Raw genomic sequence first — 17,415 nt, 5'->3', positions numbered from 1 at the left:
GCGGCCGCGCGGCCGCACCGTCACAGCTCCCCGGCGTAGGGCAGCTCGTAGACCGCCTCGGAGTCCATCCAGCGGCGCAGCGTCCAGGTCGCCCGCACGTCGTCCTCGTTGTACTCCAGCAGCCGTTCCCGCTGGTCCGGCTGGGGTTCGCCGCCGTCCATGCCGACCGCGTCCCGGTACCAGCGCATCGAGTTCTCGCCACCGGCCTCCGGGTCCCGCCAGGTGAAACCGGCCGCGGGGGCGATCATCTTCAGCCCCTTGCCCTTGGCGCAGAGGAACTGGTCGCGCACGATGCCGAACAGGTCCACCCACTGCGGCGAGCCGATGAAGTCCTGCACGGTCTGGATGGTCGGGATGTCCGGCTTCCCGGCGAAACGCTCGGCCGAGCCCAGCATCCACCGGTTCTCCGCCAGCTCGTTGTAGCAGTAGGCGCGGAAGCTCAGCCCGCGCGCGCTGGCCCGCAGCCGCACGTGCGTGAGGTAGGACCAGAACTCGCCGAAGGAGCGGGCCTCGTCCTGGCAGGGCAGCGGGTCCCAGGTGACGAAGGCCCGGTAGCCCTGGGGCACGCCGATGTCCGCGCCGGAGAGGTGCACGCCCCACATGTAGGCCCCGGCGTCGCCGAAGCTCTCCATGTCCACGTCCAGCTCCACGTCCGCGCGCGGCACGTGCACCCGTTCCTCGCGGCGCACCAGCGAGGCCCCGCGCAGCCAGGCCTTGGCCAGCAGCACCGCGTCGCCGAAGGGCATGCCCACCATCGGCGCCGGTGGGTCCACGGTGACCGGCTGGGCGGCCAGCTGGTCCACAGTGGACACTCCGATGGCGCGCAGGGACACCGCGTCCTCACCGCGCACCACCAGGCTGACGTCCCGCCGCTCGATCAGGGTGGCCTCGCAGGTCGGCCACCACGGGCAGCTGCGGCACTCCAGGATCCGGGACGGCCTGGCCAGCGCGTCGCGCTGGTTGAGCGCGGCCGCGGCCACCGCGAGCCGGTCGGCGAAGCGGGCGTCGTACTCCTTGAGCGCGGTCCGGCCGTTCGGCCAGGTCGGCGCCTCCAGGTCATGCCAGAGCACCACGTCGGCGTCCAGCCCGATCACGCCACCCATCGCCCGGCCGGGCACGGTCAGGCCGGCGGCCTGCAACAGCCGGTAGGCGTGCGCCAGCCGCAGCTGGTCCCGTGGCTGCGGCCGCACCTTGCGGATCGGGTCCACCCTGGCGCTACCCGGGTAGAGCTGGCCGAACGGGGTGGTGCGCGCGCCGGTGCCAGGGTCGGTGATCTTGTGCCGGACCACCAGCACCGGCAGGTACCCGCCGCTGGAGTCGCGCACCAACAGGTCGATGCCGCCGCGGCGGCCGCCGGTGCGGTCCGAGGGCAGCAACCCGCCCCAGACGAACCGCGCACCCGCGCCGAGCACCGCGGTGGTGATCCGTTCCCGGTCGGCAGCCGCCTCGCCAGCGGGCACCTCGGTCCACTCCGCGCCCAGCTGCCGGGCCAGCCGGTCCGCCACCACGCGCCGGTGCGCCGCCGCGTCGCTCATCCGCTGCTCGGCAGCCGGGTCCGGCGGCGCCTTGGGCGCGTCCGCCATGGTCGGATCGTGTTCGAGGTGCACGCGGCGCCGGCACCGGGTCACCACCCCGGCATCAAGTAGCACCGCAGACGTCACTCATGCAGGGTAGGTGGCCGGACCGGGCTCCGTGTCGGCAACCCGGTTGATCTCGGCTTCTAGCGCGCCGGAAGGGCCAGAAAACCCCCGAGCGGCCTACTCTGAGGGCATGGCCCGCATCCGGCGAGGAGTGCCCAAGCTGACCCCGGCCCGTGCCAAGCACCTGCTCGGCATCGGCAAGGTGGTGCTCCCCCTGCTCGCCCCGTTCGCGATCAAGGCCGCCGCCGCGGCCAGGGACGGCTACGACCGGATGCGCGCCCGCAAGCTGGGCGTGCCGGTCGAGCACCTGGCCACCTACAGCGGTCGTGGCGGCGCGCTGCACGCGCGGATCGCCGGGCTCGCCAACGCGGTGGCCGAGCTGCGGGTCAACGCCAATGACGAGGTCACGGCCTTCGCCAAGGACAGTGAGGCCAGGCTGGTCGAGCTGGCCGCGGTGGTGCGGGCCGCGGAGCGGATGCCCGCGCCGCGGCGCAAGACGGCGCACCGCTCGGTCGCCACCGAGCTGGACCGGATCGAGTCACACCTGCTGCATCACTTGGGCGTCTGATCGCGGGTAGCCGCGAAAGGGCAGCGGCAGCGGGCGCAGCAGCAGCGCGAAGGCGACCGCGGCCAGCACCGCCCCGGCGATCGAGGACGCGGACAGCGCGGCCAGCGCCAGGTTCAGCGGGATCAGGATCCCGGTGAACCAAAGCGCGCTGGTGCGCAGCTGCTGGGAGTAGGCGGGCAGCAGCAGGGCCAGCACCAGCCCGATCGCGCCGGTCATGATCGTGGCCATGGCGAACGGGAACTCGAAGGCGCTACGCGCCCACAGCACACCGGCGGTCAGCCAGGCCACCACGGTGTGACCGAGCAACACATACCGAACCGAGTCCAAGCCGCGCATGACATCCCCTCCCGGAAAGATCGTCACGACCCATCCTGGCTGGCCGCACCGACCGCGGCCATGGGGCAAACCCCCGAGTCGACCCTGAAGTCAGCTGCCGTAGAACTACTCAGGGCATCCGCACAAAACCCTCGCGGACCAGCCAGTTCCGCGCCACCTCGGCCGGGTCCTTGCCTTCCACGTCGACCTCGGCGTTGAGCTTGAGCATGACCTCGTTGGTCAGCTTCGCCGCCACCGGCCGGAGCACCTCGGTGATCTGCGGGTGCGTGGAGGCGGTCTCCTCGCGCATGGTCACCGAGGCGTTGTAGCGCGGGAAGAAGTTCCGGTCGTCGGTCAGCAGCACCAGGTCCAGCGCCAGCACCCGGCCGTCGGTGGTGAAGATCTCGCCGAAGTTGCAGGTGCCGCCGTTGGCCACGGCCTGGTAGATCGGCCCGTTGGCCAGCAGCTTGGTGTTGCCGGGCGCGGGCTCGAACCCGTAGGTCTTCTGCACCCCCGGCATGCCGTCGTTGCGGCTGGCGAACTCGTTCTCGATGCAGAAGGTGCCCTCCTGCGGCCGCTCCCTGGTCACCTTCGCCATGTCGGACATGGTGCGCACGCCGAGCCGCTCGGCGTTCTTCCGGTTCATCGCGAACGCGTAGGTGTTGTTCAGCGGCGCCATCAGGCTCCACACCACCCGGTTGCGCGCCAGGTCCTCCTTGCGCACCGCCTCGAACTGCCCGGCGTCGTCCGGGATCGGGTCCTCGTGCCCGAGGTAGCTGATCCACCCGGTGCCGGTGTACTCCCACATCAGGTCGATCTGGCCGGTGAGCAGCGCGTCCCGGCCGCTGTTGGACCCGGCGATGTTGGACAGGTCCCGCACCTTGGCCCCGGCCGCGCTCAGCGCGAACTCGGCCAGGTAGGCCAGCACCAGCTGCTCGCTGAAGTCCTTGGACCCGACGGTCAGCTCGACATCGACCAGCTCCGGCACCGGCTGAATCGATCCTGGTTTCACGTGAAGCGGCGTCGAACCCCCGGCGGAAAGCCCGCACCCCGCCAGCAAGCTACCAGTCAGTAACAATGCGACTGTCCACAGTGGACGCTTGTTCACCGGAGTCCCTTCGGGCCGAGCTTGCGTTCGGCGATGCCGCCGAGCCAGTCCACCAGCAGCGCCAGCGCGGCGGAGAGCACCGCGCCGACCACCAGGATCGAGGTGCGGCGCAGCTTGTAGCCGGTGTCGATCATCGAGCCGAGGCCGCCGCCGTTGACGAAGGTGGCCAGCGTGGCCACGCCCACCGCGAGCACCAGCGCGGTCCGCATGCCGGCCAGCACGTGCGGGATGGCCAGCGGGAACTCGATCCGGCGCAGCACCGTGAAGGAGGACATGCCGATGCCCCGGCCGGCCTCCACCAGGGTCCGGTCCACCTGTTGCAGGCCGACCAGGGTGTTGCGCAGCACCGGCAGCAGGGCGTAGATCGCCATCGGCAGCACCGCGATCCAGAACCCGGTCTGGCCGGTGAGCAGGAAGAACAGCACCAGCACGCCGACCGCCGGGGCAGCCTGGCCGATGGTGGCCAGGCCGAGCACCACCGGCGCGATCGGCCGGGCCCAGCGGCGGCTGACCAGCACGCCCAGCGGCACCCCCGCGGCCAGCACGATGGCCGAGATGGCCACGGTCAGCTGGAGGTGTTCCCAGGTCAGGCTGAGGATGTTGGCGAAGGTGATGTTGCGCTGCTCGATCGAGTCGAGCTCGCCGGTGAACGCCCAGACCAGCACCGCGCCCACGATGAGCAGCACCACGACCGGCTCGGCGAACAGCCGCAGGCGGTCCGCCCGCGAGGCGCTCACGCCGTCTCCAGCTCTTCGCGCATGGCCCGCACCGCGGCCATCAGCGTGTCCATGCTGACCACGCCGACGTACTCGCCGCGCCCGCCGGTGACCACGGCCAGGCCGTCGTCGTCGGTGAGCACCGCCTCCAGCGCGTCGTGCAGGGTGGAGGCCATCGCCACCGTGTCCTCCACCGCCCGCCCGGCCCGGTCCAGGCTGACCCCGGTGGTCAGGTCCGGCGGGGTCACCCAGCGCAGCGGCCGCCGCCGGGTGTCCAGCACCAGGCCGACCGCCCCGCGCCGCCGCCCGAGCCGTTCGGCCAGCTCGGCCACGGAGTCGCCGACGCCGGCCGTGGGCACCTCGGACAGCTCGACCTCGCGCACCCGGCGCAGGGTCAGCTGCTTGAGCGAGGCTCCCGCGCCGACGAACCCGGCCACCGTGTCGTCGGCCGGGTTGGCCAGGATCGCCTCCGGGGTGTCGTACTGCAGGATCCGGGACTGCTCGCCGAGCACCGCGATCCGGTCGCCGAGCTTGACCGCCTCGTCGAAGTCGTGCGTGACGAACACGATCGTCTTGCCCAGCTCCGCCTGTAGCCGCAGCAGCTCGTCCTGCAGGTTGCCCCTGGTGATCGGGTCCACCGCGCCGAAGGGCTCGTCCATCAGCAGCACCGGCGGGTCCGCGGCCAGCGCCCTGGCCACCCCGACCCGCTGCTGCTGCCCGCCGGAGAGCTGGCGCGGGTAGCGCCCGGCGAACTCACCGGGGTCCAGCCCGACCAGGTCCAGCATCTCCTCGACCCGGTCCGCGACCCGCTTCTTGTCCCACTTCAGCAGGCCGGGCACCATGCCGACGTTCTGCGCCACGGTCAGGTGCGGGAACAGCCCGGCCTGCTGGATGGCGTAGCCGATCCCCCGCCGCAGCTCGTCCGGGTCCAGCCCGAGCGCGTCCTGACCGCCGATGGTGATCCGCCCGCTGGTCGGCTCGATCAGCCGGTTGATCATCTTCATGGTGGTGGTCTTGCCGCAGCCGGAGGGCCCGACGAAGACCACCGTCTCCCCTGCCGGGATGGTCATCGAGACCGACTCCACCGCGGCTGTCTTCTGCCCGGGGTAGCGCTTGGTCACTTCGGTCAGCTCGATCTGCACACCGCTGACCTGGCTGTGCTCAGACACGGATCCCCCTGGAAGTGGTCATCCTGCCGATGATCAGGAACACGGCGTCCAGCAGCAGCGCCAGCACGATGACGCCGAGCGTGCCGGCCAGCGCCGAGTTGACCGCGTTCGCGCTGCCCACCCTGGACAGCCCGCTGAAGATGAGGTTGCCCAGGCCAGGGCCCTTGGCGTAGGCGGCGATCGCGGCGATGCCCATCAGCAGCTGGGCGCTGACCCGCATGCCGGTGAGGATGGTCGGCCAGGCCAGCCGCAGCTCCACCGAGGTGAGCACCCGCCACCTGGCCATGCCGATGCCGCGGGCCGCGTCCACCACCGCCGGGTCCACGCCGGAGAGGCCGACGATGGTGTTGCGCACGATCGGCAGCAGCGCGTACAGCACCAGCGCGGTCACCGTCGGCGCCACCCCGAGACCGAGCACCGGGATCAGCAGGCCCAGCAGCGCGAAGGACGGGATGGTGAGGATCGCGCTGGTCAGCGCGGTGGCGATGGCCGAGCCCAGCGAGCTGCGGTACACCGCCACGCCGAGCAGCACGCCGAGCGCGGTGGCGATCAGCGTGCACTGCACCACCGCGCTCGCGTGCAGCGAGGAGTCCAGCAGCAGCTGCTGCCAGCGCGATCCGATGAACTCCCACAGGTTCACGGCTTGGCGCTCGCCTGGGTTTCATCGTGGCCGTTGCCGTTGCCGTTGCCGTTGCCGTTGCCCGCGCTGACCTCCAGCTGGAAGTCGGGCCCGTACTGCTCGGTGCCGCTGATCACCGCGGCCTCGACCACCTCGGCGCCCTTGTTCTCCCGCCGGATCAGCGGGTCCTGCCGCAGGTCCTTGGCCAGCGAGACGCACATCAGCACCATCACCGCGGTGAACGGCACCGCCGCGATGATGGTCAGCCGTTGCAGCCCGCTGAGCGCGTTCTCCCCGCCCACGGTGAGCATCACCGCGGCCACCGCGCCGGTCAGCGCGCCCCAGAAGATGACCACGCCCTTCTTCGGCGCGATCGAGCCGCGCTGGGACAGCGTGCCCATCACGATGGAGGCCGCGTCCGCGCCGGAGACGAAGAAGATCGCCACCAGCAGCATCACGATCACACTGGCCACCTCGGCCAGCGGGAACTGTTTGAGCATGCCGAACAGCTGGGCTTCCTGACCGGCCGCGCCCGCCAGGTCGACCCCGCTGCGTTGCAGGCTGAGCGCGGTGCCGCCGAGCACGGCGAACCAGAGCAGGCTCACCAGGCTGGGCACCAGGATCACCCCGGAGATGAACTGCCGGATGGTGCGGCCCCGGCTGATCCTGGCCACGAACATGCCGACGAACGGCGTCCAGGAGATCCACCAGGCCCAGTAGAAGATGGTCCACCCGGTCAGCCAGGTGTTCATCGCGTCGCCGCCGGTCGCGGCGGTGCGCGCGGACATCTCGGCGAGGTCGGAGAAGTAGTGGCCGATCGAGGTGGGCACCAGGTTCAGGATCAGCACGGTCGGGCCGACCACGAACAGGAACAGCGCGAGCACGCCCGCCAGCACCATGTTGATGTTGGACAGCCACTGGATGCCCTTGGCCACGCCGGAGACGGCCGAGCCGATGAACGCGATGGTCAGCACCACGATGATCACCACCAGCAGGGTGGTGGTGGCCTTGTCCAGCCAGCCCACCTCGTGCAGCCCTCGGCCGATCTGCAGCGCGCCGAGGCCGAGCGAGGTGGCCGAGCCGAACAGGGTGGCGAAGATGGCCAGGATGTCGATGGTCTTGCCCAGCGGCCCCTCGGCCCGGCGGCGGCCGAACAGCGGCGCGAACACCGCGCTGATCAGCTGGCGGCGGCCGCGGCGGAAGCTGCCGTAGGCGATGGCCAGGCCGACCACCGCGTAGATCGCCCACGGGTGCACGGTCCAGTGGAACAGCGTGGTGGCCATCGCCGTCTCCAGCGCCTCCTCGCTGCCCGCGGCGACCGTGCCGGGCGGCGGTTTGACGAAGTGCGCCAGCGGCTCGCTGACCCCGTAGAACATCAGGCCGATGCCCATGCCCGCGGAGAACATCATGGCCACCCAGGAGGAGGTCCGGAACTCCGGTTCCTCGCCGTCCTGGCCGAGCGGGATCTTGCCGTAGCGGCTGGCCGCCAGCCACAGCGCGAACACCACAAAACCGGAGGCGGCCAGCACGAACGCCCAGCCCGCGTTGGCGATCAGCCAGGTCAGCGCCGACTTGGCGGCCGCGCCGAGCCCGGCGCTGTCCACCACACCCCAGCCGATGAAGGCCAGTGCGATGACCGCGGCGACGCCGAAGACCACCGGGTCCAGCCGGGCCGGGCGCTCGGCGAGTGGTTCGCCGGGAAGTTGGGTGGGTTGATCCGGGTGAGCTGGGGTACCACCAGTAGCGGGACCCGAGGTGAGGTGGTCGTCAGTCGTCACGGTGTTCGGCGCCCTGGGGCGCCTCCTCCTTCACGAACGGGCTCGGCTACCGATTCTTGCTTTTCACCGTTACCCGTTCGGAGTAACGCGGTAAACCTGGCCTGCGTTCTGTAGCGAACTAGTGACATTGCGCTGCGCCGTACGCTCTCCCCGTGCGCACAACCCTGGACCCAGCACGCGGAACACTCCGCGTTCTCCGAGGTAGTGTGCTCGCACTCTGCAGTTCGGCGCTCAGCGGAGCCGCGCACGCCCTGGCCGGTGGCCAGGTGGACGACGGCGTGCTGACCGTGCTGCTCACCCTGCTCATCGCCGCCGCGGGCACCGCGCTGGCCGGTCGCCGCCGTGGGCTGACCGGCATCCTGCTCGTGCTCGGCCTGGCCCAGTGCGTGCAGCACCTGCTCTTCGACCTGGCCGACCACGGACACCTCGCGGGCGGCTTGATCGACCCGGCGCTGATGGTCCTGGCGCACACCCTTGCCGCCATCGGCACGGCGTTCTTGCTGGTCAACGCCGAGTCCGCACTGTTCGCCCTGTTCGCCGCGCTCGGCCTGCGCCCGCGCCGCCGCCCGGTCTCGCGGCCGGTTCCGGTCACGCCCCGGCTCGCCGTGCTGGTCGGACCGGCCCCCCTCCTGCTCGACCTGCTGCTGAGCCGCCTCCGAACCCGGCGTGGACCGCCCGCGTTCTCCAGTTAAGGCAGCCCACCCTCCCCACAGCAGGAAAGAAATCAGGAGATATGTCGACTTCTCGACACCGCGCTCTGCTGCGCGCAGGCGCCATCGTGACCATGACCTCCGCCGCGGCCCTGTTCACCGCGGGCCTGGCTTCCGCGCACGTCACCGTCCAGCCCGGCGAGGCGGCCAAGGGCAGCTACACCAAGGTCGCCTTCCGGGTGCCCAACGAGTCCTCCACCGCGGGCACGGTGAAGGTCGAGGTCACCCTGCCCAAGGACTACCCGCTGACCTCGGTGCGGACCAAGGCCGTCCCCGGCTGGAAAGCCTCGGTGACCAAGGTCAAGAGCGCCGAGAAGGAGGTGGTCAGCGCGATCACCTGGCAGGCCGACCCCGGCGTGCGGATCAACCCGGACGAGTTCGCCGAGTTCGAGGTCTCCCTCGGCAAGCTGCCCACGACCACCGACCAGTTGGTGCTGCCCGCGACCCAGACCTACGACGACGGCAAGGTCGTCAAGTGGGACGCCCCGCCCGCGGCCAACGGCGAGGAGCCGGAGCACCCGGCCCCGGTGCTGAAGCTGACCGCGGCGGCCGGTGACGGCCACGGGCACGGCGCGGCCACCACGGCCAACGCCGCGGCCAAGACCGACGGGCACAAGGACGCGGCCGCCGCCGGCACCGACACCTCGGCCCGCTGGCTCGGCGGCGCGGGCCTGGCCGTGGGCGCGCTCGGCCTCGGCTTCGGGGTCGGCGCGATCCTGCGGGGCAGGCGGTCGGCGGCATGAGGCGACTGCTCGCCACCCTGGTCATCGCCGGGGCCGCCCTGCTCGGCTCCGCCGCGCCCGCGTTCGCGCACAACGTGCTCTCCGACAGCAACCCCAAGGCCAAGTCCGAGGTGGAGGCCGGTCCGGCGGAGGTGATGCTGAAGTTCGACCAGGAGGTCCAGGACGGCTTCAACACCGTCACCGTGACCGGGCCGAACGGCACCCGCTGGGAGGGCGGCACGCCCAAGGTCGACGGAGCCGTGGTCACCGCGCCGCTGCTGCCGCTGGGCCCGGCCGGGGAGTACACGATCGGCTACCGGATCCTGTCCGCGGACGGGCACCCGGTGACCGGCGCGGTCCCGTTCACCCTGACCAAGGCAGGCACCGGCACCCCGACCACGAACACCCTCAGCCCCTCGGCCGAGGGCACCACCAGCGCGCAGTCCGAGGGCTCCTCGGGCACGCCGGTATGGCTGTGGATCATCGGCGCGGCCGTGCTGCTCATCGCCGGGGTCGCGGTGGCCCTGGTGCTGGCAAAACCGTCGAAGAAGGCATGACCACAAGCCGGACCACCTTCCCCCTGCTGCTCGGGCTGGTGGCGACCGCGGCGGCCGGAACCACTCTCGGTTCCGTGCTCACCGCGGCCGCCCCCGCGCCGGGGCTGCCGGAACCGGGAGTGGTGGTCCGGCTGGGCGTGCCCGCGTTGCGGCTGGCCGTGGACATCGGCGCGGTGGCCGCGGTCGGCCTGGCCATGCTGCCGCTGCTGCTGCGCACCAGCCGCCCGGCCAGGACCAGGCCGCTGCTGGTCACCGCGCACCGGATCGGCCTGGTGCTCGGCGCGGGCTGGGCGCTGGCCGCGGTGCTGCTGCTGTGGTGGCAGGCCGCCGAGCTGGCCCCGGCCGGACTCGGCCTGGACATGGGCACGCTGGCTGACTACGCGGCCACCGTCGGCGCGGGCCGGGCGCTGCTGGTCGCGGCGGCCTGCGCGCTGGGCTACGCGGTGCTGCACGGCCTCGGCCTGCGCGCCGGCGCCCGCCCACCGGCCGAGTTGCCGGTGCTGGTGGCCATGCTCGGCCAGATCCCGCTCGCACTCACCGGGCACTCCGCGGCCGCGGCCAACCACGAGCTGGCTCTGCTGTCGATGAGCGTGCACGTGATGGCCGCCGCGGGCTGGGTCGGCGGCCTCGGCGCGATGCTGTTCCTCATCACCCCGCACCGCGGCCTGCTGGCCGAGGCGCTGCCCCGGTTCGCCGCGGTGGGCACGGTGTGCCTGGCCGCGGTGGCGGTCAGCGGCGTGGTCAACGCCGTGGTGCAGCTGACCGGCCGCCCCGGGCTGAGCTGGGCGGCCGCCTTGTTCGGCACCGGTTACGGCTGGGTGGTGCTGACCAAGACGGCCGCGCTGCTGGTGCTGGCCGGCCTCGGCGGCTGGCTGCGGTTCCGGTTGATGCCCGCGATCGTTCGGCACCGAACGACTCCGGTGACCCTGTGGATCTCGTTGGAACTGCTGGTGATGGCGCTGGCGATCGGCCTGGCCGCGGCCTTGGCCAGGGCCTCGCTCAGCTAAGAAGTCATTCCAGCTCGGTGAGCGCGGCGGCCCTGCGCTCCTGGCTCAGCTGCTCCAGCCTGGCCACCGCGGCGTTGCCCCGGCGCTGGAGCTCCTCGTGGTCGATCCAGCCCGCCGCGTAGTGGCGGTAGTCCTGCGCGAGCATCACCAGCTCGGACAGGTAGTCGGCCGAGCGCCGACGGCTGGTCTCGGAAAGCTCGGTCACCAACGGAAGCTGGTTGTCGACGACCTCGTCCAACATCTCCGCGGCTCGCAGCGCCTTACGCCCGCGCAGCCGTGCCTTGCCCTTTGTGGAGAAGCTCAACACGTTTCTCCGCCCTTCGCGCTCGCACCCAGCAAGAAGTTCGCTACACGAACATCGCTGCCACCCAGAGTGACCACACTGAGAGTCTTGACGTTCCGTTGACGTCTCTTTGTCGTCCTAGAGAAGGATTGCGTTACCGATCAACTCATTCTGAAGGAGGATACGGGTCTGCTGTATACGCCAGCGGGGGCCAGGTTCGGCCGCCGTACGGGTTAACGGTGCGGAGTCCAGCGGGCCCGGGTGTCACCCGAACGGAAGGACTGCATCCGTTTGGCCAACTCGGTTCGTACATCCGGGTTACTGCGCAAGATCGACAGCACGCCGGTGGTCAGCTTCAGCTCGCGCACCTGGCGCAGCACCGGGAAACCTGGCCACTTCGTGACATCGAAGCCGTAGGCCCTGGAGAGTTGCCGATACCGGTCACCGGTGTGCCGGAAGCGCAGTTTGCCGACGGCCAGCGGGGTCAGGTCCCACTCGCGCGGGCCGAGGCAGACCGAGTCCAGGTCGCACAGCAGCGGGCCGATCGGCGTGCTGATCACGTTGCCCACGTGCGCGTCGCCGTGGATCACGCCCTGCGGCAGGTGGTACTCCATCGCGGCCAGTTCGGCCTCGAGCTCCGCGCACCGGGTCTCCAGGAACTCCCGGTCGCCTGCGTCCAGCTCCTCGGCGTCGGCCAGCCTGCGCCGCACGTCGGCCAGCGGGTCCCAGCGCGGCAGCTCCCCCGGCGGCGCGGGCAGCGCGTGCAATCGTTTGAGCAGCTGAGCAAGCTCCAAGCCGGTGGCCTGTCCCACCTCGGGCACCGCCTGCCAGAGCGTGGCCACGTGCCCGTTGACGTGCAGCGGCTGCGGCAGGCCCGGCAGTAACCGGACCGCCGGCACCTCGTGCTCGGCCAGCCAGTTCGCCGCCCGCACCACGTTGTCCGCCCGGTAGCGCAGCGAGGGCGAGAGCACGATGCGCACCACCACCGGATGCGCCAGCAGCTGGAACACCGCGTTGTTGACAAAACGGATCAGCCGCGCGCCGCCCGGGTCCAGCCCGGCGGCGTCACAGATCTCCCCGAGGGCGGTCCGGAGCTTGGCACGGCTGTACCGCCCGTCCGCGTCGGGGCGAACCCGAACGTTCACGTCATGGTCGTTTCTGCGGGGATCCGGTGCGAATCCGAAACTGGCGGACCTCCTCGGCGAGGTCCTTGGCCTCGGCGATGTGCTTGTACCGCTCCGACTCCTCCTGGATGTCGATCATGCGGTCGGCCACCCGGACCGAGTTGACGCCCTCGCCCATGGAGTAGGCGACCCGGCCGACCCGCAGCCCCTCGCTCACGTCGCCGGAGCGGATGTGGTTGGCCGCCAGCATGCTCAGCCCGAACACGTGCGTGCGCTTCATGTCCGACTCGTAGCCCTGGGTGCACTTGACCAGCTCGGCCACGGCCAGCGGCGCGTGCTTGGCGCGGAAGTCGTCGTTGGCGGCCAGCGAGTGGTGCACCGAGCCGATCATCCCGTGCAGGTCGTTGACGGTGAAGAAGCGCACCCACTCCGGCGCGTGCTCGAAGTCGGCGCGGGCGAACTCGTCCTTGGTCCGGCCGACCATCTTCATCGCCTGCTCGCGCATGCCCATCATCGCGTAGGCCCAGGCCTCGTTCGCGCACAGCACGGCCACGGTCAGCGCGGAACCGGAGTCCTGCGCGGCCAGCTGGCCCAGCTGGAACAGCTTCAGCGCGTCGTTGGGCTCGTCGTAGTGCAGGTAGACCCGGCCCATCCGGTACAGGATGTTGGCCACCAGGTCGTTCTTCTCGCACTGCTTGGCGTACTCCAGCGCCTTGCCGAAGTGGTTGCGCGCCGGGTCCAGCATGCCGGTGTCGAACGAGGTCCAGCCGGCCAGGCTGTGCAGGTCGGCCAGGGCCAGCCGCAGTCGCCTGCGCACCGGGTCGATCGCGTCGGCCCGCAGCAGCTGCTCGGCCCAGGACAGCTGGGCGATCACCGCGTCCCGGCAGGTGCCGCCGCCGTACTGGTAGTCCAGCGCGCGCAGGGCCTTGGTCGCGGCCTCGACCTGCATGACGTCGGTCTTGCCGATCTTCTCCCTGGCCGGGGTCTGGGCCACGGAAGTGATCCACTGGCCGGGGTCGCCCGGCATGGTCACCACACCCATGGTCACGGAAGCGGCGTGCTGAAGGAACCTCCTCCGCTTCACCGACTCATCCTCCTCGGACAGGGGGTCATCGGCGACGCCGACCACCCGGACTTGGGTGGCTCCGTCGTAGGCGAGACCCATGTAGCCGCGCGGTACCTGGAGCCCGTCGGCGATCCGGGCCAGCACGTCATACGCCATGACCTGGCGACCCTTGAGGATCTCCGACACCTCGGACTGTGACTGCCCGGTGCTGGCCGCGATCTGGCGCTGTGACACCCCCACACGCCGAAGTAGCCGGTACACCGTGCTGATGTCCCGGGCGGCCAAGGCGTCCCGCATCTCCCGTTGCTCCCAGGTGTCTGGGGTAACGAGCGGTGGCTGGGATCCGATGGTGTCCATTGCGCCCCCTTACGGTCCGCTGGGCGTCAAGCGCAGAGTAAGGGCAGTTCGCGGCGGTGGTGAAGTCCCGATCGGTGAGGCTGATCGGCCCGACTGAACTTGGCCTACCGCTCACCGTGTCACTCACACCGATCGGCGCTGAAACTCCCCGTTCTGGTTCGACTCGGCCCAATCTTAGTTTCGGTAAGGGATCGAGCACGGAGGGAAGTCGGAACCGTGGCGTTGACCGAGTCACCAAGCGTTGCCTCAGGCGACGGAGCGGGCCCCCTGGGTCAGCTCCCGGCGCTGTGGCAGAGCGCGGGCGGCCGGCGGCGCTGGTGGCGGGTGAGTTGCCGCGACTCGGTCAACCGGCGTCGATTCCTGACCGTGCTCGTTGACCGAGACAGGGTTCTCCTCGTCGGGCCTCCCGGCGAGACCGCAGTGCTGTCGGCTGGACAGGTTGGCCAGCTCAAGACAGCTCTGCGCGAGGCCGCCGACCAGGCGGGAAGGTGACGGTGACGTCAGGTGGACGAGATTCTGGGTCAGGTGCTGCGCAACGCGGTCTGGGAACGGCTCGACATGCTTACCGAGCTGGCCAACCGCGCTGACGCCCCGTCCCTGCTGTCCGTCGCGCGTTCCGAGCTGCCCAGGCTCACTGAGGGCTGGCGCGCGATGCTCGCTGCTCACGAACCCGATGACCGCGGCAACTGCCCCGAGTGCTCGACCCGCTGGCGCCAGCAGAAGGCACCGTGTTCGGTGTGGCGCGCGGCGTACGAGCACCTCGTGGCCGGCGGCCTCGCCCCACGTCCTGCCCGGCACCTCCGCTCAGCGAAGGTGTCCTGACCAGGGACTGACGTCTCTCGCGGCCCTCGGGCTCTTCCCCGAACCGGGTCAGCCGCGGCAGCCGTCATGTGGCCGGTGGTCCGGGCCGGGCGAACCCCCGACCGCTCCGGGCCGGACCGCCGTGCCAGTTCTGGTTGAAAAGCAAAACAAAATAGCGACTTCCGCGGGCCGGTGCTGATGCACTCCCCTCCCCCCGACCGGCACCGGTCCGCGGATTCCCAAGCCACCCCTCGGGTGGTCTGCCCCTCCCGCGCAGACCACTCGAGGGGTTTCGAATTTCCGGTCCGCCACTCGTCAGAGTGAAATTCCTCAGGGCACCCGGCGGATTTTGAAGATCACGAATGCGCCGATGAGTGACAGTGCCGCGGACACCGCGAACAAACCTGGGTAACCGCCGAAACCGGCCAGGATCGGCGTGGCCAGCAGCGGGGCGATCACCTGTGGCAGGCCGTGCGCCAGGTTGACGATGCCCAGGTCCTTCGCCCGGTGCTCGGCAGCGGGCAGCACTTCGGTGAGCAGGGCGGTGTCCACCGCGACGAACGCGCCGTAGGAAGCGGCCAGCACCGCCGCGCTGATCACCAGCACCGGCCAGCTGATGGTCACCACCAGCATGGCCGAGGACAGCGTGACCATCAGCGCGGCCACGAAGATGAAGACCCGCCGCTTGCCCGCCCGGTCGGACAGGCCGCCCGCGAGCACCGAGGCCGGCACCATGATCGCCGCGTTGAGCAGGTTGAGCAGCAGCAGGTCGGCGTGCGGGTCCACCCGGTGCAGCACGTCCTGTAGCAGGAAGAGCGTGTAGAGGGTGCCCAGCACGAAGCCGAGGGTGACCAGCAGCCGGTTCAGCAGCGCCCAGGCGAAGTCCGGGTGCCGCCGCGGCGAGATGGCGAACCCGCGCAGCACCTCGGCCAGCCCGCCGGGCGGCCGCTGGTCCGGCCGCAGCACCGGCTCGGCGGTGCGCAGGGTGAACGGCAGCGCGCAGGCCAGCAGCAGCACGGCGAGCACGAGGTAGCCGCTGAAGGCGGGCTTGACCGTGGTGGCCACCAGCGCGCCGACCAGCGCGCCGACGGTCTGGCCGAGCCCGACCCAGCCGCCGACCAGCCCGCGCTGGGCCACCGGCACCCGGTCCGGGATCGCGGCCAGCAGCGCGGCCAGCATGCCGCCGAAGGCGGTCTGCACCCCGCACCAGGCCAGGATCATCACCGCCGCGCTGCCCGCACCGGCCAGCGCCAGCAGGCTGAGCGCGCCGAGCACCGCCGAGGCCAGCACCCACGGCCGCCGCCTGCCGAACCGGGAGGTGGTCCGGTCGGAGGCGAAGCCGACCAGGATGGTGGCGACCATGCCGAACAGGCCGCCGACCGCGGTGGTCAGCCCGAACAGGCCCTCCTTGTGCGCGGGCGCGAACTGCTCGGCCTGGACCAGCAGCAGCACCTGCACCGGCCCGGAGTGCACCGCCCACACCCCGGCCATGCCCACGGCGAGCGCGGTGATCCAGCCCGCGCGGACCCGCTGGACCGGCTCGGCGAGCGCGTCCGGGATCGTCGAGGTCACCGGACCCCGCGGATCTTGAGCGCGAGCAGACCACCGGCCAGCGCGGTGACCGCGGACAGCAGGAAGATCATCGAGTAGCCGGAGCCGTCCGCGCCGGAGAGCAGCGGAGCGGCCAGCACGGGCGCGATGAACTGCGGCAACGACTTGCTGATGTTGTTCACGCCCAGGTCCTTGGCCCGGTCGTTCGGGCTGGGCAGCACCTCGCTGGTGATGGCCAGGTCCACCGAGTTGGCCACGCCGAGACCGGCGCCCAGCAGCACCGAGCTGAGCACGAACAGCTCCCAGGTCGGGTTGACCACCAGGATCGCCGAGGACGCCGCCATCAGCACGCCTGCCAGCACCGCGAACAGCTTGCGCCTGCCCAGCCGGTCGGAGAGGTGGCCGAAGAACGCCGCGGCGAGCACCACGCCCACCGTGGTGATGGTCGAGGCCAGCGCGGTGCCGCCCTCCGGGTCCTCGTGCTTGAGCACGTCGGCCAGGAAGAACAGCGTGTACAGGCTGCCCAGCACGTAGCTGATGGTGATCAGGGACTGGCTGGCGATCGCCCACAGGAAGTCGCTGTGCCTGCGCGGGGAGATCCACAGCGAGCGCAGCACCGGGCGGCGTCCCGGCGGCAGCACCGGATCCCGGTTGATCAGCAGGAACGGCAGCACCAGCAGGATCAGCAGCAGCGCGCACAGGCCGTAGCCGCTGAGCGGGTCCGGGGTGGAGACGATCACCAGGTTGCCCACCAGCGAGCCGCCCGCCTGGGCCAGGCCGATCAGCCCGCTCATCATGCCGCGCTGGGTGGTGGGCACGTGGTCGGGCAGCGCGGCGAGCAGTCCGGCGAAGGCCGCGGCCGAGCCCAGCTGCACCAGGCACCAGCCCAGCAGCAGGCCGGTGACCGTGTCCTGCTGGCTGAGCAGCAGCATGCTGGCCGCCGAGATGGCCACCCCGGTCACGATCCACGGCTTGCGCGGGCCGAACCTGGAGGTGGTCCGGTCGGAGAGCAGCCCGAAGCAGATGTGCGCGGCCATCAGCACCAGCGAGCCGACGCCGGTGATCAGCCCGAGGCTGTTCTCCTTGTCCTCCGGCGCGGCGTGCGCGGCCTGCATCGGCAGCAACAGCACGGTCGGTCCGAAGTAGACGATCCAGACCCCGAGCGTGGCCGCGGTGAGCGCGCCGATCCAGGCCGGTCCGACCTTGCGCTCGGGTTCGACCAAGGACTCCGGTGCGATCGTTGTCATGGGTGGCCCCCCAGTTGCAACTGCGCCGACCGCTGCACACTAGGAAGACGAGGGGCCTGTGAACAGGCAGAACAAGG

18 protein-coding genes are annotated in these 17,415 nt (G+C 71.0%); 6 read left to right on the top strand and 12 right to left on the bottom strand.

All coding sequences use genetic code 11. From position 1 onward, the window contains the following. Positions 1-20: 20 nt before the first annotated feature. Positions 21-1,661, bottom strand: coding sequence for a TM0106 family RecB-like putative nuclease (locus M8C13_RS37255; protein WP_252485504.1), 1,641 nt, complete (start codon positions 1,659-1,661; stop codon positions 21-23). 109 nt (positions 1,662-1,770) lie between these two features. Between M8C13_RS37255 and M8C13_RS37250 the strand changes: the two genes are divergently transcribed. Beyond that, positions 1,771-2,208 (top strand): DUF6474 family protein, encoded by a 438-nt coding sequence (locus M8C13_RS37250; RefSeq protein WP_252485503.1) that lies wholly within the window; start codon positions 1,771-1,773, stop codon positions 2,206-2,208. On the opposite strand, the gene M8C13_RS37245 is transcribed toward M8C13_RS37250, so the two are convergent. The 6 genes from M8C13_RS37245 to M8C13_RS37220 all read right to left on the bottom strand — a co-directional run bounded on the left by M8C13_RS37245 (position 2,179) and on the right by M8C13_RS37220 (position 7,913). Further along, positions 2,179-2,544, bottom strand: coding sequence for a hypothetical protein (locus tag M8C13_RS37245; RefSeq protein ID WP_252485502.1), 366 nt, complete (start codon positions 2,542-2,544; stop codon positions 2,179-2,181). The genes M8C13_RS37250 and M8C13_RS37245 overlap by 30 nt on opposite strands. 109 nt (positions 2,545-2,653) lie before the next feature. After that, positions 2,654-3,511 carry a glycine betaine ABC transporter substrate-binding protein gene (locus tag M8C13_RS37240; protein ID WP_308202896.1) on the bottom strand — a complete coding sequence of 286 codons (858 nt, stop codon included), beginning with the start codon at positions 3,509-3,511 and terminating at the stop codon, positions 2,654-2,656. A 116-nt stretch (positions 3,512-3,627) separates the two neighbouring features. Beyond that, the gene (locus tag M8C13_RS37235) at positions 3,628-4,368 is read right to left on the bottom strand and encodes an ABC transporter permease (RefSeq protein WP_252485500.1); all 741 of its coding nucleotides are present in this window, start codon (positions 4,366-4,368) and stop codon (positions 3,628-3,630) included. Then, the gene (locus tag M8C13_RS37230) at positions 4,365-5,516 is read right to left on the bottom strand and encodes an ABC transporter ATP-binding protein (RefSeq protein WP_252485499.1); all 1,152 of its coding nucleotides are present in this window, start codon (positions 5,514-5,516) and stop codon (positions 4,365-4,367) included. Before M8C13_RS37230 ends, M8C13_RS37235 begins: the two co-directional genes overlap by 4 nt. Beyond that, on the bottom strand, positions 5,509-6,156 hold the full coding sequence (locus tag M8C13_RS37225; RefSeq protein WP_252485498.1) for an ABC transporter permease: 648 nt from the start codon (positions 6,154-6,156) through the stop codon (positions 5,509-5,511). Before M8C13_RS37225 ends, M8C13_RS37230 begins: the two co-directional genes overlap by 8 nt. Further along, positions 6,153-7,913 (bottom strand): BCCT family transporter, encoded by a 1,761-nt coding sequence (locus tag M8C13_RS37220; RefSeq protein ID WP_374213284.1) that lies wholly within the window; start codon positions 7,911-7,913, stop codon positions 6,153-6,155. The genes M8C13_RS37225 and M8C13_RS37220 overlap by 4 nt, the downstream gene beginning before the upstream one ends. Positions 7,914-8,119: 206 nt before the next feature. Here M8C13_RS37220 and M8C13_RS37215 point away from each other — a divergent pair, with 206 nt between their 5' ends. Genes M8C13_RS37215 through M8C13_RS37200 form a run of 4 tightly spaced genes read left to right on the top strand, consistent with a single transcriptional unit; the run spans position 8,120 to position 10,909 of the window. Next, complete coding sequence (locus tag M8C13_RS37215; protein ID WP_252485497.1) at positions 8,120-8,605, top strand: hypothetical protein; 486 nt, start codon at positions 8,120-8,122, stop codon at positions 8,603-8,605. A 41-nt stretch (positions 8,606-8,646) separates the two neighbouring features. Then, positions 8,647-9,366: a YcnI family protein gene (locus M8C13_RS37210; protein ID WP_252485496.1), complete on the top strand. Its 720-nt coding sequence runs from the start codon at positions 8,647-8,649 to the stop codon at positions 9,364-9,366. Then, the gene (locus tag M8C13_RS37205; protein WP_252485495.1) at positions 9,363-9,902 is read left to right on the top strand and encodes a copper resistance CopC family protein; all 540 of its coding nucleotides are present in this window, start codon (positions 9,363-9,365) and stop codon (positions 9,900-9,902) included. Before M8C13_RS37210 ends, M8C13_RS37205 begins: the two co-directional genes overlap by 4 nt. Beyond that, positions 9,899-10,909: a copper resistance D family protein gene (locus M8C13_RS37200; protein WP_252485494.1), complete on the top strand. Its 1,011-nt coding sequence runs from the start codon at positions 9,899-9,901 to the stop codon at positions 10,907-10,909. Before M8C13_RS37205 ends, M8C13_RS37200 begins: the two co-directional genes overlap by 4 nt. 4 nt (positions 10,910-10,913) lie before the next feature. On the opposite strand, the gene M8C13_RS37195 is transcribed toward M8C13_RS37200, so the two are convergent. From M8C13_RS37195 to M8C13_RS37185, 3 genes are all read right to left on the bottom strand, one after another. Then, complete coding sequence (locus M8C13_RS37195; protein WP_252485493.1) at positions 10,914-11,213, bottom strand: hypothetical protein; 300 nt, start codon at positions 11,211-11,213, stop codon at positions 10,914-10,916. A 212-nt stretch (positions 11,214-11,425) separates the two neighbouring features. Beyond that, on the bottom strand, positions 11,426-12,337 hold the full coding sequence (locus M8C13_RS37190; RefSeq protein WP_252485492.1) for a phosphotransferase: 912 nt from the start codon (positions 12,335-12,337) through the stop codon (positions 11,426-11,428). A 1-nt stretch (position 12,338) separates the two neighbouring features. Next, on the bottom strand, positions 12,339-13,739 hold the full coding sequence (locus M8C13_RS37185; RefSeq protein WP_252485491.1) for a helix-turn-helix transcriptional regulator: 1,401 nt from the start codon (positions 13,737-13,739) through the stop codon (positions 12,339-12,341). Between the two features lie 504 nt (positions 13,740-14,243). Here M8C13_RS37185 and M8C13_RS37180 point away from each other — a divergent pair. Continuing rightward, the gene (locus tag M8C13_RS37180) at positions 14,244-14,561 is read left to right on the top strand and encodes a hypothetical protein (RefSeq protein WP_185001051.1); all 318 of its coding nucleotides are present in this window, start codon (positions 14,244-14,246) and stop codon (positions 14,559-14,561) included. A gap of 309 nt (positions 14,562-14,870) precedes the next feature. Here M8C13_RS37180 and M8C13_RS37175 read toward each other — a convergent pair whose 3' ends face one another. Both M8C13_RS37175 and M8C13_RS37170 read right to left on the bottom strand, forming a co-directional pair. Beyond that, positions 14,871-16,112, bottom strand: a complete 1,242-nt coding sequence (locus tag M8C13_RS37175) for an MFS transporter (protein WP_252485490.1) — start codon at positions 16,110-16,112, stop codon at positions 14,871-14,873. After that, positions 16,109-17,338, bottom strand: coding sequence for an MFS transporter (locus M8C13_RS37170; protein WP_252485489.1), 1,230 nt, complete (start codon positions 17,336-17,338; stop codon positions 16,109-16,111). Before M8C13_RS37170 ends, M8C13_RS37175 begins: the two co-directional genes overlap by 4 nt. Positions 17,339-17,415 lie beyond the last annotated feature (77 nt).

Origin of the sequence: Crossiella sp. SN42, from assembly GCF_023897065.1 — a bacterium.
In the GTDB taxonomy this organism is placed as follows: domain Bacteria; phylum Actinomycetota; class Actinomycetes; order Mycobacteriales; family Pseudonocardiaceae; genus Crossiella.
The sequence above is the reverse complement of the archived record's forward strand: the minus strand, read 5'-3'. Positions and strand labels throughout refer to the sequence as shown.

Excerpts from the sequence above, each read along its gene's own strand:
- M8C13_RS37185 (WP_252485491.1), bottom strand. The coding sequence starts at position 13,739 with ATGGACACCATCGGATCCCAGCCACCGCTCGTTACCCCAGACACCTGG.
- M8C13_RS37170 (WP_252485489.1), bottom strand. The coding sequence starts at position 17,338 with ATGACAACGATCGCACCGGAGTCCTTGGTCGAACCCGAGCGCAAGGTC.
- M8C13_RS37245 (WP_252485502.1), bottom strand. The coding sequence starts at position 2,544 with ATGCGCGGCTTGGACTCGGTTCGGTATGTGTTGCTCGGTCACACCGTG.
- M8C13_RS37250 (WP_252485503.1), top strand. The coding sequence starts at position 1,771 with ATGGCCCGCATCCGGCGAGGAGTGCCCAAGCTGACCCCGGCCCGTGCC.
- M8C13_RS37210 (WP_252485496.1), top strand. The coding sequence starts at position 8,647 with ATGTCGACTTCTCGACACCGCGCTCTGCTGCGCGCAGGCGCCATCGTG.
- M8C13_RS37200 (WP_252485494.1), top strand. The coding sequence starts at position 9,899 with ATGACCACAAGCCGGACCACCTTCCCCCTGCTGCTCGGGCTGGTGGCG.
- M8C13_RS37205 (WP_252485495.1), top strand. The coding sequence starts at position 9,363 with ATGAGGCGACTGCTCGCCACCCTGGTCATCGCCGGGGCCGCCCTGCTC.